The organism is Streptomyces sp. NPDC050508 (assembly GCF_040655155.1).
Classification (GTDB): domain Bacteria; phylum Actinomycetota; class Actinomycetes; order Streptomycetales; family Streptomycetaceae; genus Streptomyces.
Genome location: NZ_JBFAJJ010000005.1, coordinates 356,271 through 370,683 on the forward strand (window position 1 = coordinate 356,271; position 14,413 = coordinate 370,683).

The window sequence follows — 14,413 nt, forward strand, 5'->3', positions numbered from 1 at the left end:
CTGACGCCGCCCCGCGCACATTTCCCCCCTCGTACCAGGGCACACCCACGCCCGCGTACCCGACAGTCATGGAACCCCAGTGATCACCACATCGGGCCTGACCAAGGTCTACCGCTCACGCGGCCGTGAGGTCACCGCCCTCGACGGCGTCGATCTCCACGTCCGCGAAGGCGAGGTGTACGGCGTCATCGGCCAGTCCGGCGCCGGCAAGTCCTCGCTCATCCGCTGCGTCAACCTGCTGGAGAAGCCCACCGCCGGCACGGTCACCGTCGCCGGGCAGGACCTCACCGCCCTCGCCGGGCGCGGACCGCGCGCCGGACGGGAACTCCGGCAGGCGCGCAGCCGCATCGGCATGGTCTTCCAGCACTTCAACCTGCTCTCCTCGCGGACCGTGCAGGACAACATCGAGCTGCCGCTCGAAATCCTCGGCAAGTCCGGGAAGGAACGGTCCGCCAAGGCCCTCGAACTCCTCGACCTCGTCGGGCTCGCCGACAAGGCGAAGTCCTACCCGGCGCAGCTCTCCGGCGGTCAGAAGCAGCGCGTCGGCATCGCCCGCGCGCTGGCCGGCGACCCCAAGGTGCTGCTCTCCGACGAGGCCACCAGCGCCCTCGACCCGGAGACCACCCGCTCGATCCTCCAGCTGCTGCGCGACCTGAACCGGCAGCTGGGCCTGACCGTCCTGCTCATCACCCATGAGATGGACGTCGTCAAGAACGTCTGCGACTCGGCCGCCCTCATGGAGAACGGCCGCATCGTCGAGTCCGGGACGGTCAGCGAACTGCTCGCCACCCCCGGCTCCGAGCTGGCCTCCGCGCTCTTCCCGGTCAGCGGCGAGGCGCACGGCGAGGACCGCACGGTCGTCGACGTCACCTTCCACGGCGAGGCCGCCACCCAGCCCGTCATCTCCCAGCTCTCGCGCACCTACAACATCGACATCTCGATCCTCGGCGCCGCCATCGACACCGTCGGCGGACTCCAGGTCGGCCGTATGCGCATCGAACTGCCCGGCCGCTACGAGGACAACGTCGTGCCGATCGGCTTCCTGCGCGAACAGGGCCTGCAGATCGACGTGTTGGGCCAGGAGCCCGTACTGCTGAAGGAAGGTGCCAAGTGACCTGGTCCGAGATGCAGCCCCTGCTGTCCCAGGCGTGTTGGGACACGCTGTACATGGTCGGCTGGTCCACGGTCATCGCCGTCGTCGGCGGACTCCCGCTCGGCATCCTGCTCGTCCTGACCGACCGCGGCGGCCTGCTCCAGAACGTCGCCGCCAACAAGGTCATCGGGCAGATCGTGAACGTCGCCCGCTCACTGCCGTTCATCATCCTCATGGTCGCGCTGATGAACTTCACCCGGACCATCACGGGCACGACCATCGGCCGCGAGGCCGCCATCGTGCCGCTCGCGATCGGGGCAATCCCCTTCTTCGCGCGCCTTGTTGAGACAGCTGTCCGCGAAGTGGACGGCGGGCTCGTCGAGGCCGTGCAGTCGATGGGCGGCAACACCTGGACGATCGTGCGCAAGGTCCTCGTACCGGAGTCCCTGCCCTCGCTGATCTCCAGCACCACGACGACGATCGTCGCGCTCATCGGCTACTCCGCGATGGCCGGCACGGTCGGTGCGGGCGGCCTCGGCGACATCGCCATCCGCTACGGCTACCAGCGCTTCGAGACCCAGCTGATGTGGATCACCGTGGCGATCCTCGCGGTCGTCATCTCCCTCATCCAGTTCACCGGCGACTACGCGGCCCGCTCCGTGCACCGGCGCGGCGGACGGTCAGGACCCGCGCCGAGGCTCCGGCTGCTGAAGGCCGCGTAGGCCCATCCCGCCACCCCACCCCAAAGGCTCCCCGCACCACCCAACGCGGGGTCGTACCACGCAACACCCTTCAGGAAAGGCACTTTTCGTGCGTAACACCGCAAAGCTCACCACCGCCGTCCTCGCCGCCGGAGCCCTCACCTTCGCGCTCTCCGCCTGCGGCTCGGACAAGGGCTCCTCCTCGGCCTCCTCCGACTACAGCGGACCGCTGGTCGTCGCCGCGAGCCCGACGCCGCACGCCGAGATCCTCGACTACGTCAAGGACCACCTGGCGAAGAAGGCCGGACTCGACCTGGAGGTCAAGGAGTTCACCGACTACGTCACGCCGAACACGGCGACCGAGGACGGTTCGGTGGGCGCCAACTACTTCCAGAACCAGCCGTACCTGGACGACTTCAACAAGAAGAACGGCACCCACATCGTGCCCGTCGTCACGGTCCACCTGGAGCCGCTCGGCCTCTACTCCCACAAGGTGAAGAGCGCCGACGCCCTGAAGAGCGGCGCGACGATCGCCGTCCCGAACGACAGCGTCAACGAGGCCCGCGCCCTCAAGCTGCTCGCGGCGAACGGGCTGATCACCCTCAAGTCCGGTGTGGGCAACGAGGCGACCCCCGCGGACATCACCAAGAACCCGAAGAACCTCAAGTTCAAGGAGCTGGAGGCGGCCCAGACCCCGCGCTCCCTGGACGACGTCGACGCGGCCGTCATCAACGGCAACTACGCCATCTCCACGGGTCTGAAGCCCGCCAAGGACGCCATCGTCCTGGAGTCCGCGACGAACAACCCCTACGGCAACTTCCTCGCCGTGAAGAAGGGCAACGAGAAGGACCCGCGCGTCAAGAAGCTCGCGAAGCTCCTGACCTCGCCCGAGGTGAAGAAGTTCATCGAGGACAAGTACGCCGGTTCCGTCATTCCGTCCTTCTGATCCGAGTCGGGGGATTCACCATGCGCAAGAGCATCGCCATCACGGCGGCGGGACTCGCCGTGACCTTCTTCGGCCTCGCGGCCTGCGGTTCGGGCTCCGGCTCCGGCAAGAGCGGTGGCAAGGCCGACGGCACCCTCGTCGTCGGCGCCACCGCCGTGCCGGCCGGCGAGGTCCTGACGTACATCAAGGACAACCTGGCCGAGAAGGCCGGACTGAAGCTGGAGATAAGGGAGTTCACGGACTACGTCCTGCCGAACACCGCGCTCCAGGAGGGCTCGCTGGACGCGAACCTCTACCAGAACCAGCCCTTCCTGGACGAGTTCAACAAGTCCAAGGACACCGACCTGGTCTCGGTCGTCAAGGCGTACCTGCCGCCGATGGGCGTGTACTCCAAGAAGATCAAGGACATCGCGAAGCTCGCCGACGGAGCCACCGTCGCCGTCCCGAACGAGACCACCAACGAAGGGCGCGCCCTCAAACTCCTCGCCGCCAAGGGGCTGATCACGCTCAAGGCGGGCGCGGGCACGGACGCGTCCCCCGCGGACGTCACGGCCAACCCGAAGCACCTGAAGTTCACGGAGCTGGACCCCGCACAGCTGCCGCGCTCGCTCGACGACGTGGACGTGGCCGTCATCAACAACAACTACGCCCAGGACGCGGGCCTCAGCCCCGCCAAGGACGCGATCCTCCTGGAGTCGGCGAAGGACAACCCCTACGCCAACCTCCTGGCCGTCAAACGCGGCAACGAGGACGACCCCCGGGTCGAGAAGCTCGCGAAGCTGCTCGTCTCCTCCGACGTGAAGAAGTTCATAGCGCAGAAGTACAAGGGCTCTGTCCTGCCGGTCACTTCCGGCTGACAGGGGCGTATACGGCGTATCACCACGCACGGGGTCCACTCGCTCACCGCGGGTGGACCCCGTGGTGCGGTTCACTGCTTTCATGCTGCATGCTGGGCAGTTCAGGTAGGCCCTGAACATTTTCCAAAGGTTACGGAGTGGCGCATGACTAGCACCTTCCCCAACATCTCCATCAGCACGGAGCGGTTGGTGCTGCGGCCCCTCGACGAGGACGATGTGCAGGCCCTGGCCGAGATGATGAACGACGAACAGGTCGCGGCCTGGACCGACGTTCCCCAGCCGTTCACCGAGGCCGGCGCCCTTGAGTGGATCACCAACTACGCGCCCGCCGAACGGACTTCGGGCCGCGGCCTGGACCTCGCCGTCACCGAGTTCCTCACCCAACGGCTCGTCGGCATCGTCCAGTTGACCAAGACCGACTGGCACATCCGGTCCACCGAGCTGTCGTACGTCATCGCCCCCTGGGCGCGCGGTGAGGGATACGCCTCGGAGGCGGCGCTCGCCACCGCCCAATGGCTGTTCGGGGACCAGAAGTTGGAGCGCATCGAACTGCGCACCGCCGCCGACAACACGGCCTCCCAGCAGGTGGCCCAGAAGATCGGCTGCATCAGCGAGGGCGTCCTGCGCAACGCGTGCATAGCGCACGTCCACGCCGACGACGGCACCTGGAGCGACGTCCGCACCGACTTCATCGTGTGGAGCCTCCTCCCCGAGGACCTGGAGGGCACGGCCGAACAGCTCGAAGACGCCGACGGTTTCACGTCACTCGCCGACTGGAACTGAATGCGGCGGGTACCGCCCAGGGAGCACCTCCCAGCCGCACCAGGTACCCTCACGGTGCCCGCGTAGGGGCGGCTTTCCCCGACGACCTGCGAAAAACCCCTGGAGACTGACGACGATGGCCGACCGCGTCACGGTGATCGGCTGGGACGGCTCTCCGCTGACCGCCGCGGCACGCTCCGCCCTGAGCGCCGCCACGCTGGTGGCCGGCGCCGCCCACCATCTGGATCTTCCCGAGGTACCGCAGCGAGCCGAGCGCATCCGCCTCGGCAGCGTCGCCCTCGCCGCCCGCCGTATCGCCGGGCACCGCGGCACCGCGGTCGTGTTCGCCGACGGGGACCCGGGCTTCTTCGGAGTCGTACGGACCCTGCGCGCACCGGAGTTCGGCCTTGAGGTGGAGGTAGTCCCCGCCGTCTCCTCCGTGGCCGCCGCCTTCGCCCGTGCCGGCATGCCCTGGGACGACGCACAAGTGGTGGTCGCACACAGGCGCACCCTGCGACGCGCGGTGAACGTGTGCCGAGCCCACACAAAAGTCGCCGTCCTCACCTCACCGGGCGCCGGACCCGCCGAACTCGGTCTCCTCATGGAGGGCGTCCACCGCACCTTCGTCATCTGCGAGGAACTGGGCACCGAGCACGAGCAGGTCACCGTCCTCACCTCCGACAAGGCCGCCGACCGCAGCTGGCGCGACCCGAACGTCGTCATCGTCATGGGCGGCCCGGTCGGCCCGGCCGTCACCGGAACCAGCAGCGAGGGCTGGATCGCCGGCCGCGACCCGGCCGCCGTCGCCCGCGGCTGGACCCTGCCCGCCGAGGCCTACGGCGGCGGGCTCGGCGAAGGCGAGACGGATCTGCTCCGGGCCGCCCAACTCGCCCGCCTCGGCCCGCGCGTCGGAGATCTCGTGTGGGACATCGGCTGCGGCAGCGGTGCCTTCGCCATCGAGGCGGCCCGCGCCGGCGCCGCCGTCATCGCCGTCGACCGCGACACCCAGGCCTGCACCCGCACCGACTCCGCGGCCCGCAGCTTCGGCGTGCACCTCCAGATCGTCCAGGGCGACGCCCCGCACATCCTGGAGAACCTGCCCGAACCCGACGTAGTACGGGTCGGCGGTGGGGGAGTGGCCGTCGTCTCCGCGGTCGCCGACCGGCGCCCGCAGCGCATCGTGGCGCACGCCTCCACCCGCGACGAGGCCGAACTCGTCGGCCGCGACCTCTCGGAGCACGGCTACCACGTCGAGTGCGCCCTCCTCCAGTCCGTCGAACTCGACACCAGGGCCTGGACGGAGACGGAACGGAGCGTCGCGTTCCTGCTCAGCGGCCTCCTTCCGGAGCGCGTTTCCTGACCCCTCGAACCGTCCCCGTGATCCTGTTGTCGTACTGCGCGCGGTAGGCTGGCGGACTGTTGTACCGCATCGGGTGACCCGGCACTTCGTTCGTCAATGTCCGGAAAACCCGCCCGTTTTGGGGTGAGTGTGGTACGGCGGAACCGGAGGACGCGCAACGTGGCGCAGTCCACAGCGGGCCGTCGCGGGTCAACCTGTCGCGACGGCGCAACGGCCGCGACAATGCCAGTCAATGGCTTTGTCGTCTAAATGGCTTTGTCGCTTTTTGGCGTCGGGTCGTTCGTGCCGCTGGACAGGCACGCTCGTTCTCCACTGCGGGGCGGTCGGTGCGCCGTTCCCGGTGAGCGGGTCGTAGAAGCACTAACCGATGGGCGAGGGGTACGCATGACCGACACCGGCCAGATCCCGGCCGAGGGGCTGCCGGAGAACGCAGGCATGGTGGAACAGCCAGGCGTTCCCGCGCACGGCGCGTACACCTACCTCTCCGAGACCACCGCCGAGGACGAAGACCTCCTGCTGCTGCCGGGCGCCCAGGGCGCCTGGGGCAACGAGGTCCCGCCCCCCGCCCCCGAGCCCGTCGTCGAGACCGTCCACGAGCCCGGCCCGCACGAGACGGCCGGCCGCGACAGCGGTTCCGTCGACCTCGGCGGCGTCCGACTCCCCGAAGCGCCGCCCGCGCCGGTCACCCCGCGCCGCCCGCTGCACCTCGGCCCGCCCCTCCCCGACACCTCCGCGAGCCCGGTCCGCTCCCTGGCCGACCGCGGCCCCGCGGGCGCGCCGGTACGGCAGCCGGGCCCGCCGACGACCGGCCCCGAGTACCTCGACGCACCCCAACTCCGCGACCTGCCCCCGCAGGGCGCGGCCCCCTGGGGCGCCCAGGCGCCGGTGAGCGCAGGGGTGCAGACAGCGGAAACGGTTGCTCCGGTTGGCGAACCGAGCGGCGTGGCCCAGGCCGGGGAAGGGGAGACCGGGGGTGTCGCCACTGCCGTGGACGCCGGCCCGGCCGCTGCCCCCGAGCAGGGCTCGGTCATGGCGCAGGCTCCGGACGCCGGAGAGGAGTGGCAGGGGCACGGCCAGCTGTACGCGGCGGAGACCGCGGTGTCCGTCCCTTCCCCGCACGCGAGCACGGAGACTTCTGGAACCGCCGGTGCCCCCGAGACGGGCCAACTGCCGGAAGGCGCCGAGGAATCGGTCGCCGGTCAGCAGGCATATGGCCAGGACTCGGAGGCGGGGTTCGCGCCGGACGGCGTACACGCTGTCGAGGTCGGTTACGCGCCGGAAGACGGCGCTGCGGCCGAGGGCGCGTTTGCTGTCGGGACGGGTCCGGTGCCCGAGGACGCGTCGGTGGTGGATGCGGGACAGGTACCCGAGGCCGCGTTCGCGGTGGATGCCGGGCAGGTGCCTGAAGACGCGTTCGCGCTGAACGGCGGCCAGGTGCCTGAGCAGTTCGCCGCTCCGGTTGCCGGGCAGGTCCAGGACGGTGCTGTGGCTCCGGCCGCCGATCCGGTGCCGGTGGGTGCCGACGGTTTGACGACCGCGCCGGGGGCCGATGTCGCGTCGGGTGCTTCGGGTATCGAGGAGGCGTTCGCTTCCGATGCCGGGCCGATGCCGGAGGCCGTGGGCGTCACGGGTGCCGGTGAAGGCGTCGCCGCCGGATTCGCTGTTGGGAACGAGCAGGTAGCTGAAGCCGGCGTGGTGCACGGTGCCGGGCAGGCACCCGAAGACGCAGTCGCGGTCGCGTTCGCCCCCGACGCTGAGCAGGCTCTCGCTGCCGCTCACACTCAGGAGACTGTCCCTCTCGCTCAGGAGGCCGCTCCTCTCGACGGGGCCGGTCACGTCCCGGACGTCGGCCAAACTCCGCCTGTTCCTGCTGTTCCTGCTGTTCCCGCTGTTCCTGCGGGAGTTGAGGCACTGCCGGCCCCCGAAGCCGGATCTTTCGCCGTCGCCGCCCCCGACGTTGCGCAAGCCGCGTTCACGGCCGACGACCCCGCGCCCCTCACCGAGGTCACATCCATGGCCGTCCACCCCACCACGGACCCGGACGCGGCACACCCCGACAGCGCGGCTACGCCCGCCGAGGTCGAAGCCGTACCGGACCCGCAGTTCGCGGCGGAAGCGGAGTCGGTGCCCGCGCCGCAGCCCGCCGTCGTCGAAGGCCACGGAACGGAAGCCGCCGAGGCCCACCTCCCCCTCGCCGCCGAGCCGCAGACGCACCCGGTCGGCCCCGAGGGCATCCAACTCGCCCAACCCGCCGCCCCGGCCGCCGAGTTCACCGAGCCCCCGCACGCGTTCCCGGCAGAGCCGCAGCCGGACGACTCCCTCGGCCGCTTCGTGCCGGTGGCGGGCTCGGTGCCCACCACCCCGCACCTCGCGCCGACCCCGCCGCACCCCCTCACCCTCCCCACGGAGGAGCCGCAGGGCGGCGAGGGAACCTTCGCGGTCGTCCCCGGCCCCCGTGAGGCCCAGCCCGTCCCGGCGGGGGAGCACGACCCCGAACTCGTACAGCACGCGGACGACCTGGACACCCGGGCCGCCGACCAGGAGGAAGAGAGCACGGCCGGAGTGGAAGACGTACGAGAGTCCACCGGCCCCGCGGCACCCGGCTACGACGACGCCGAGCGTGAGGCCGTGCTGAAGGTGATGCGCGAGCGTCGCGACATCCGCAACGGCTTCCGCAGCGACCCGATCCCGCACGACGTGCTGCTCCGTGTCCTGGAGGCCGCCCACACGGCTCCGTCGGTCGGCCACTCGCAGCCGTGGGACTTCGTGGTCATCCGCTCCGCCGACACCCGCCGGGGCATGCACGAACTGGCCCAGAGCCAGCGCGAGGCGTACGCCAAGTCGCTGCCCAAGGGCCGGGCCAAGCAGTTCAAGGAACTGAAGATCGAGGCCATCCTCGACACCCCGGTGAACATCGTCGTCACCGCCGACCCGACCCGCGGCGGCCGGCACACCCTGGGCCGCCACACGCAGCCCCAGATGGCGCCGTACTCCGCAGCACTCGCCGTCGAGAACCTCTGGCTCGCCGCCCGCGCCGAGGGCCTCGGCGTCGGCTGGGTCAGCTTCTTCGACGAGCGCGAGATGGTCCGCGCGCTCGGCCTGCCCGAGCACCTGGAGGTCATCGCGTACCTCTGCGTCGGCTACGTCGACGAGTTCCCGGACGAGCCCGAGCTGATGCAGGCCGGCTGGTCCAAGCGCCGCCCGCTGTCCTGGGTCGTGCACGAGGAGACGTACGGCCGTCGGGCGCTGCCCGGTGAGGACCCGCACGACCTGCTCGCCGAGACCGTCGCAGGTATCCGCCCGCTGGACGCAAAGGCGCTCGGTGAGGCGTGGGAGCGGCAGAAGCGGATGACGAAGCCGCCGGGCTCGCTCGGCATGCTGGAGATCATCTCCGCGCAGTTGTCCGGCCTGTCCCGGCAGTGCCCGCCGCCGATCCCGGAACCCGCGGCCGTCGCGATCTTCGCCGGCGACCACGGCGTGCACGCGCAGGGCGTCACTCCCTGGCCGCAGGAGGTCACGGCGCAGATGGTCGCCAACTTCCTCGGCGGCGGGGCGGTCTGCAACGCCTTCGCGGGCCAGGTGGGCGCCGAGGTCTGTGTCGTAGACGTCGGTGTGGCGGCCGAACTCCCGGCCACGCCCGGCCTGTTGCCGCGCAAGATCCGCGCCGGTACGTCCGACATGACGACCGGCCCCGCGATGTCCCGCGAGGAGGCCAAGCAGGCCATCGAGGTGGGCATCGAGACGGCCCGCGACCTCGTCGCGGCCGGCAACAAGGCCCTCCTCACCGGTGAGATGGGCATCGCGAACACGACGGCGTCCGCGGCCCTGATCTCGGTGTTCACGGACACCGACCCCGCGGAGGTCACCGGCCGGGGCACCGGCATCAACGACGAGACCCTGGCCCGCAAGACGGAGGTCGTGCGCCGCGCGATCGAACTCCACCAGCCGGACCCGGCCGACCCCATCGGCGTACTCGCCGCGATCGGCGGCTTCGAACACGCGGCCATGGTCGGCCTGCTGCTCGGCGGCGCCTCCCTGCGTACGCCGGTGATCCTGGACGGCGTCAGCGCCGGAGCCGCCGCCCTGGTCGCCCGCGCGATCGCCCCCGAGGTCCTCGCAGCCTGCATCGCGGGCCACCGCAGCGCCGAACCGGGCCACGTGGCCGCCCTCAACAAGCTCGGCCTGCGCCCCTTGGTCGACCTCGACCTCCGCCTCGGCGAGGGCACGGGCGCGCTGCTGGCCCTGCCGCTGGTGCAGAGCACGGCGCGGGCGATGCACGAGGTGGCGACGTTCGACTCCGCAGGGGTGACCGAGAAGTAGGCGCCCGCAGGGGGCTGTGGCGGCTCAGCCACTGGACCGGCTGAGCCGCCACAGCCCCCTGCCCGTAAAATCTGCACGTCAGGGCCACCGCACGCCGTAAAAGAGGAGCCGCACCCTCATGGCCGAAAACCCCGCCTACCCCGTAGGCCTCCGCCTCACCGGCCGCAGGGTCGTCGTCCTCGGCGGCGGCCAGGTCGCCCAGCGCCGCCTCCCGGCGCTGATCGCGGCGGGCGCGGACATCACCCTCGTATCCCCCGAGGCGACCCCCTCGGTAGAGGCGATGGCGGACGCGGGCGAGATCACCTGGGAGCGCCGCCCGTACGCGGAAGGCGACCTGGCGAACGCCTGGTACGCCCTGATCGCGACCACGGACCCGGAAGCGAACAACCGGGCCTCCACCGAGGCGGAAGCGCACCGCGTCTGGTGCGTCCGATCCGACGACGCCGACCAGGCCACCGCATGGACCCCGGCAACGGGCCACAGCGAGGGAGTGACGGTCGCCGTACTCACGACGAACGCGCGCGGCCGGGACCCCCGCCACACCGCCGCCATCCGCGACGCGGTCGTCGCGGGCCTGCGCGACGGCACCCTCGTCGCCCCCCACCACCGCACCCGCACCCCGGGCGTCGCCCTCGTCGGCGGCGGCCCCGGCGACCCCGACCTCATCACGGTCCGAGGCCGCCGCCTCCTCGCCGAGGCCGACGTCGTCATCGCCGACCGCCTCGGCCCCCGCGACCTCCTCGCCGAACTTCCGCCGCACGTCGAGGTCATCGACGCCGCGAAGATCCCGTACGGCCGTTACATGGCCCAGGAGGCCATCAACAACGCCCTGATCGAACACGCCAAGCAGGGCAAGTCGGTGGTCCGCCTCAAGGGCGGCGATCCCTTCGTCTACGGCCGTGGCATGGAGGAGGTCCAGGCGCTCGCGGAGGCCGGCATCCCTTGCACGGTCGTGCCCGGCATCTCCAGCTCGATCTCGGTCCCGGGCGCCGCCGGCATCCCGGTCACCCACCGAGGAGTCGCACACGAGTTCACGGTGGTCAGCGGCCATGTCGCCCCCGACGACGAACGTTCGCTGGTCGACTGGCAGTCCCTCGCCAAGCTCACCGGCACCCTCGTGATCCTCATGGGCGTCGACAAGATCGGAAAGATCGCCGACACCCTGATCGCGCACGGCAAGCCGGCCGACACCCCCGTCGCCCTGATCCAGGAGGGCACGACGGCCGCCCAGCGCCGCGTGGACGCAACGCTCGCGACGGTCGGCGAGACCGCACGCACCGAGGACGTGAAGCCGCCGGCGGTGATCGTCATCGGCGCGGTCGTCACCGTAGGCCCGAAGACCTCCGCGTAATCGCGGCATCTGCGTAACCCCGGGTAACACAACCCGTTCCCAGCCGTTGGCAGCACACCCAGGACAAGGCAGTATCACCCTGTGGCCGATCTCATCACCGTTGAGGATCCCGACGACCCGCGCCTGCGTGATTACACGGGCCTGACCGACGTAGAGCTGCGCCGCAAGCGTGAACCGGCCGAGGGCCTGTTCATCGCCGAGGGCGAGAAGGTCATCAGACGGGCCAAGGACGCGGGCTACGAGATGCGTTCGATGCTGCTGTCCGCGAAGTGGGTCGACGTCATGCGGGACGTCATCGACGAACTCCCGGCCCCCGTCTACGCGGTGAGCCCGGAGTTGGCCGAACGCGTGACGGGCTACCACGTGCACAGAGGCGCACTCGCCTCCATGCAGCGCAAACCGCTTCCCACGGCGGACGAACTCCTCCAGACAACCCGCCGGGTCGTGGTCATGGAGTCGGTGAACGACCACACCAACATTGGCGCGATCTTCCGCTCGGCGGCGGCGTTGGGCATGGACGCGGTCCTGTTGTCTCCCGACTGCGCGGACCCTCTGTACCGCCGCAGCGTGAAGGTCTCGATGGGTGCGGTCTTCTCGGTCCCCTACGCCCGCCTCGACAGCTGGCCCAAGGGCCTGGAGTCGGTCCGCGAGGCAGGCTTCACGCTCCTGGCCCTCACTCCCGACGAAAAGGCGAAGAGCCTCGACGAGGCGGCCCCGCACCGCATGGACCGAGTAGCCCTCATGCTGGGCGCCGAGGGCGACGGCCTGTCGACCCAGGCCCTGGTGGCCGCCGACGAATGGGTCCGCATCCCGATGGCCCACGGCGTCGACTCCCTCAACGTGGGCGCCGCGGCCGCGGTCGCCTTCTACGCGGTGGCCACCGGCCGCCCCGAACTCTAGGAGCCCGCTTGGCCCAGCGAGAGGCGATCGTCGCCGTACTCCGTCGCGCGGACCGTGTCCTGGTCATCCGCCGGGGCCCCGACTCGGCCCGCTCCGGCTACTGGGCCCCTCTCAGCGGCAAACTGGAACCAGGCGAAACCCAGGAAGAAGCCCTGGTCAGAGAGGTCCACGAGGAGGTGGGCCTCACGGTCTCCCCCCTCTCCAAGGTCTGGCAGTCCGAGACCGACGACGGCACCTTCCGCCTCCACTGGTGGACCGCCAAGGAAACGGGCAACGGCACGATCGTCCCCGACCCGGGCGAGGTCTCCGAGGTCCGCTGGGTCACACCGACGGAGTTCCTGACGATGACGCCGGCTTTCGACGCGGACAGAGAGTTCTTCGAGCACGTGCTGCCGGGCTTGTAGACACGCGAGCCCGACGTTCACTATGCAGCGCAGGCCGGCATCTTTCAGCCCGTCCGGCGTTTGAGGACGAGGCCGTTCAGGCCGATGGGGGTCTGGGGCGCAGCCCCAGGCGGGGCCGAAGGGGCGGCAGCCCCTGGAGGATGGGACGGGTAGGGGCGGCGGGGGCGAAACACCGAAACACCCCTACCCGGCGAACCTGCCCACAGCCCCGTACCACCCGTCCGAAACGCGACCATCCGCCCCGACGACACTCCCGTGCCCCATACGCCCAAGCCCATGAGCCGGCCCCGAACACCCCTGAGCCACCGCGATCCCCAGCGCCACCAACAGCGTCACCACGACGAACACGAACAACCGCTGCCGCAGCAACCGCGGATTAGCCGGCCGCCGCCCGGTCCCCGTGGCCCGCGGCCCAGTCCGCCCAGCCCCACTACGAGGCGCGGGACGACTCCCGCTACCGGACCGGGTGGTGTTACGCCCCGCCGGAGTAGGCCGAGGAGCTCCCGGCCGGGACGGCACCCCACCCCCACGCGACGGACTACCGCCGCCCCGGGACGGCGGAGCGGCACCGCGCGGCGCCGGAGTGCCCTGAGGGCTCTGCGGACGCCGCCCGCCCTGCGTGCGCTGCTGCTCGGGGTAGCTCTCGGTGAGGCGCCCGGTGGGCCGGTCGGCTTCCCCGGCGCGTGGCGCGGGCGGCCGTACGTCGGACAGACCCTGGGCCTCGCGGGCGGCGATCTCCTTGAGCCGCAGGGACAGTTGAAGCGTGCTGGGCCGCTCCTCGGGATCCTTCGCGAGGCACGCGCGGACAAGCGGCGCGAGCGCGTCCGGCACCCCGTGCAGCTGCGCCTCCTCGTGCACCACGCGGTACAGCATGACCTCGGAACTACCGTGCCCGAAGGGCGAGTCGGAGGTCGACGCGTACGCAAGCGTGGCTCCGAGCGAGAAGACATCCGTGGCCGGAGTGACCGCTGCCCCCCGCACCTGCTCGGGCGCCAGGAACCCGGGCGAACCGACCGCCGTACCGACGTGCGTGAGCGTCGACGCACCGGTCGCCCAGGCGATACCGAAGTCGATGATCCGCGGACCCTTGGGGGAGAGGAGGATGTTCGACGGCTTGAGATCCCGGTGGACGACTCCAGCCTCATGAACCGCGACGAGCCCCTCCGACAGGGCGGCCCCGATAGCGGCGACCTCGGCCGCGCCGAGCGCCCCTTCGTCGGCGACCTTGTCGTGCAACGACGGCCCGGGCACGTACTGAGTGGCGAACCACGGCCGATCGGCTTCCAGATCCGCCGCGACGAGCCGAGCCGTGCACCCGCCGCGAATCCGCCGCGCGGCCGAGACCTCGCGCGCGAACCGTGAACGGAACTCCTGGTCCTCCGCCAGATCCGGCCGGATGACCTTCAGCGCGACCCGCTGACCCTTGCGGTCGGAGCCCAGATAGACGACGCCCATTCCGCCCGCGCCGAGCCGTCTGTGAAGCCTGAACGAGCCGACGACGCGCGGGTCCTCGCGCCTCAGGCGCATCATCGCCATGTTCATCCCCGCTGCCCGGTCCGTGTGACGAGCGACAGCTTACGTTTCCACGGGCGCCCGCGCGCAAAGGCCGCGCCCTCTCGGACCGACGGATTGTCAGTGCCGGGTGGGAAACTTGAAGAGTGGTCAGAGGCGTTGCGAACAGCAGGACTTCACATCACCTCCGACCCCAACCAACCATCA

Annotated in this window: 11 protein-coding genes; 10 read left to right on the top strand and 1 reads right to left on the bottom strand. The window is 70.7% G+C overall.

Annotation, left to right across the window (positions count from 1 at the left end):
* Positions 1 to 79: 79 nt before the first annotated feature.
* The 10 genes from AB0I69_RS17160 to AB0I69_RS17205 all read left to right on the top strand — a co-directional run bounded on the left by AB0I69_RS17160 (position 80) and on the right by AB0I69_RS17205 (position 12,694).
* The gene (locus AB0I69_RS17160) at positions 80 to 1,114 is read left to right on the top strand and encodes an ATP-binding cassette domain-containing protein (protein WP_363096453.1); all 1,035 of its coding nucleotides are present in this window, start codon (positions 80 to 82) and stop codon (positions 1,112 to 1,114) included.
* Positions 1,111 to 1,815: a methionine ABC transporter permease gene (locus tag AB0I69_RS17165; protein WP_363096454.1), complete on the top strand. Its 705-nt coding sequence runs from the start codon at positions 1,111 to 1,113 to the stop codon at positions 1,813 to 1,815. The genes AB0I69_RS17160 and AB0I69_RS17165 overlap by 4 nt, the downstream gene beginning before the upstream one ends.
* Positions 1,816 to 1,903: 88 nt before the next feature.
* Complete coding sequence (locus AB0I69_RS17170; protein WP_363096455.1) at positions 1,904 to 2,740, top strand: MetQ/NlpA family ABC transporter substrate-binding protein; 837 nt, start codon at positions 1,904 to 1,906, stop codon at positions 2,738 to 2,740.
* A 20-nt stretch (positions 2,741 to 2,760) separates the two neighbouring features.
* Complete coding sequence (locus tag AB0I69_RS17175) at positions 2,761 to 3,597, top strand: MetQ/NlpA family ABC transporter substrate-binding protein (RefSeq protein ID WP_363096456.1); 837 nt, start codon at positions 2,761 to 2,763, stop codon at positions 3,595 to 3,597.
* A 144-nt stretch (positions 3,598 to 3,741) separates the two neighbouring features.
* Positions 3,742 to 4,380 (top strand): GNAT family N-acetyltransferase, encoded by a 639-nt coding sequence (locus AB0I69_RS17180; RefSeq protein WP_363096457.1) that lies wholly within the window; start codon positions 3,742 to 3,744, stop codon positions 4,378 to 4,380.
* 115 nt (positions 4,381 to 4,495) lie between these two features.
* Complete coding sequence (gene cbiE / locus AB0I69_RS17185; protein ID WP_363096458.1) at positions 4,496 to 5,719, top strand: precorrin-6y C5,15-methyltransferase (decarboxylating) subunit CbiE; 1,224 nt, start codon at positions 4,496 to 4,498, stop codon at positions 5,717 to 5,719.
* A 384-nt stretch (positions 5,720 to 6,103) separates the two neighbouring features.
* Positions 6,104 to 10,039, top strand: a complete 3,936-nt coding sequence (cobT, locus tag AB0I69_RS17190) for a nicotinate-nucleotide--dimethylbenzimidazole phosphoribosyltransferase (RefSeq protein ID WP_363096459.1) — start codon at positions 6,104 to 6,106, stop codon at positions 10,037 to 10,039.
* A 118-nt stretch (positions 10,040 to 10,157) separates the two neighbouring features.
* Positions 10,158 to 11,390 (top strand): uroporphyrinogen-III C-methyltransferase, encoded by a 1,233-nt coding sequence (gene cobA, locus AB0I69_RS17195; RefSeq protein WP_363096460.1) that lies wholly within the window; start codon positions 10,158 to 10,160, stop codon positions 11,388 to 11,390.
* Positions 11,391 to 11,471: 81 nt separating this feature from the next.
* A complete protein-coding gene (locus AB0I69_RS17200; RefSeq protein WP_019059837.1) occupies positions 11,472 to 12,290 on the top strand; it encodes an RNA methyltransferase in 819 nt (272 codons plus the stop codon).
* Positions 12,291 to 12,298: 8 nt separating this feature from the next.
* Entirely contained in the window at positions 12,299 to 12,694 is a 396-nt protein-coding gene (locus AB0I69_RS17205) for an NUDIX hydrolase (protein ID WP_363096461.1), read from the top strand.
* 183 nt (positions 12,695 to 12,877) lie between these two features.
* Here AB0I69_RS17205 and AB0I69_RS17210 read toward each other — a convergent pair whose 3' ends face one another.
* Positions 12,878 to 14,236, bottom strand: coding sequence for a protein kinase (locus AB0I69_RS17210; RefSeq protein ID WP_363096462.1), 1,359 nt, complete (start codon positions 14,234 to 14,236; stop codon positions 12,878 to 12,880).
* Positions 14,237 to 14,413: the final 177 nt, after the last annotated feature.

What these genes read in the sequence shown, in the direction of transcription:
- AB0I69_RS17175 (WP_363096456.1), top strand. Translation starts at nt 2,761, where the DNA reads ATGCGCAAGAGCATCGCCATCACGGCGGCGGGACTCGCCGTGACCTTC.
- AB0I69_RS17180 (WP_363096457.1), top strand. Translation starts at nt 3,742, where the DNA reads ATGACTAGCACCTTCCCCAACATCTCCATCAGCACGGAGCGGTTGGTG.
- cbiE (WP_363096458.1), top strand. Translation starts at nt 4,496, where the DNA reads ATGGCCGACCGCGTCACGGTGATCGGCTGGGACGGCTCTCCGCTGACC.
- cobT (WP_363096459.1), top strand. Translation starts at nt 6,104, where the DNA reads ATGACCGACACCGGCCAGATCCCGGCCGAGGGGCTGCCGGAGAACGCA.
- cobA (WP_363096460.1), top strand. Translation starts at nt 10,158, where the DNA reads ATGGCCGAAAACCCCGCCTACCCCGTAGGCCTCCGCCTCACCGGCCGC.
- AB0I69_RS17210 (WP_363096462.1), bottom strand. Translation starts at nt 14,236, where the DNA reads ATGAACATGGCGATGATGCGCCTGAGGCGCGAGGACCCGCGCGTCGTC.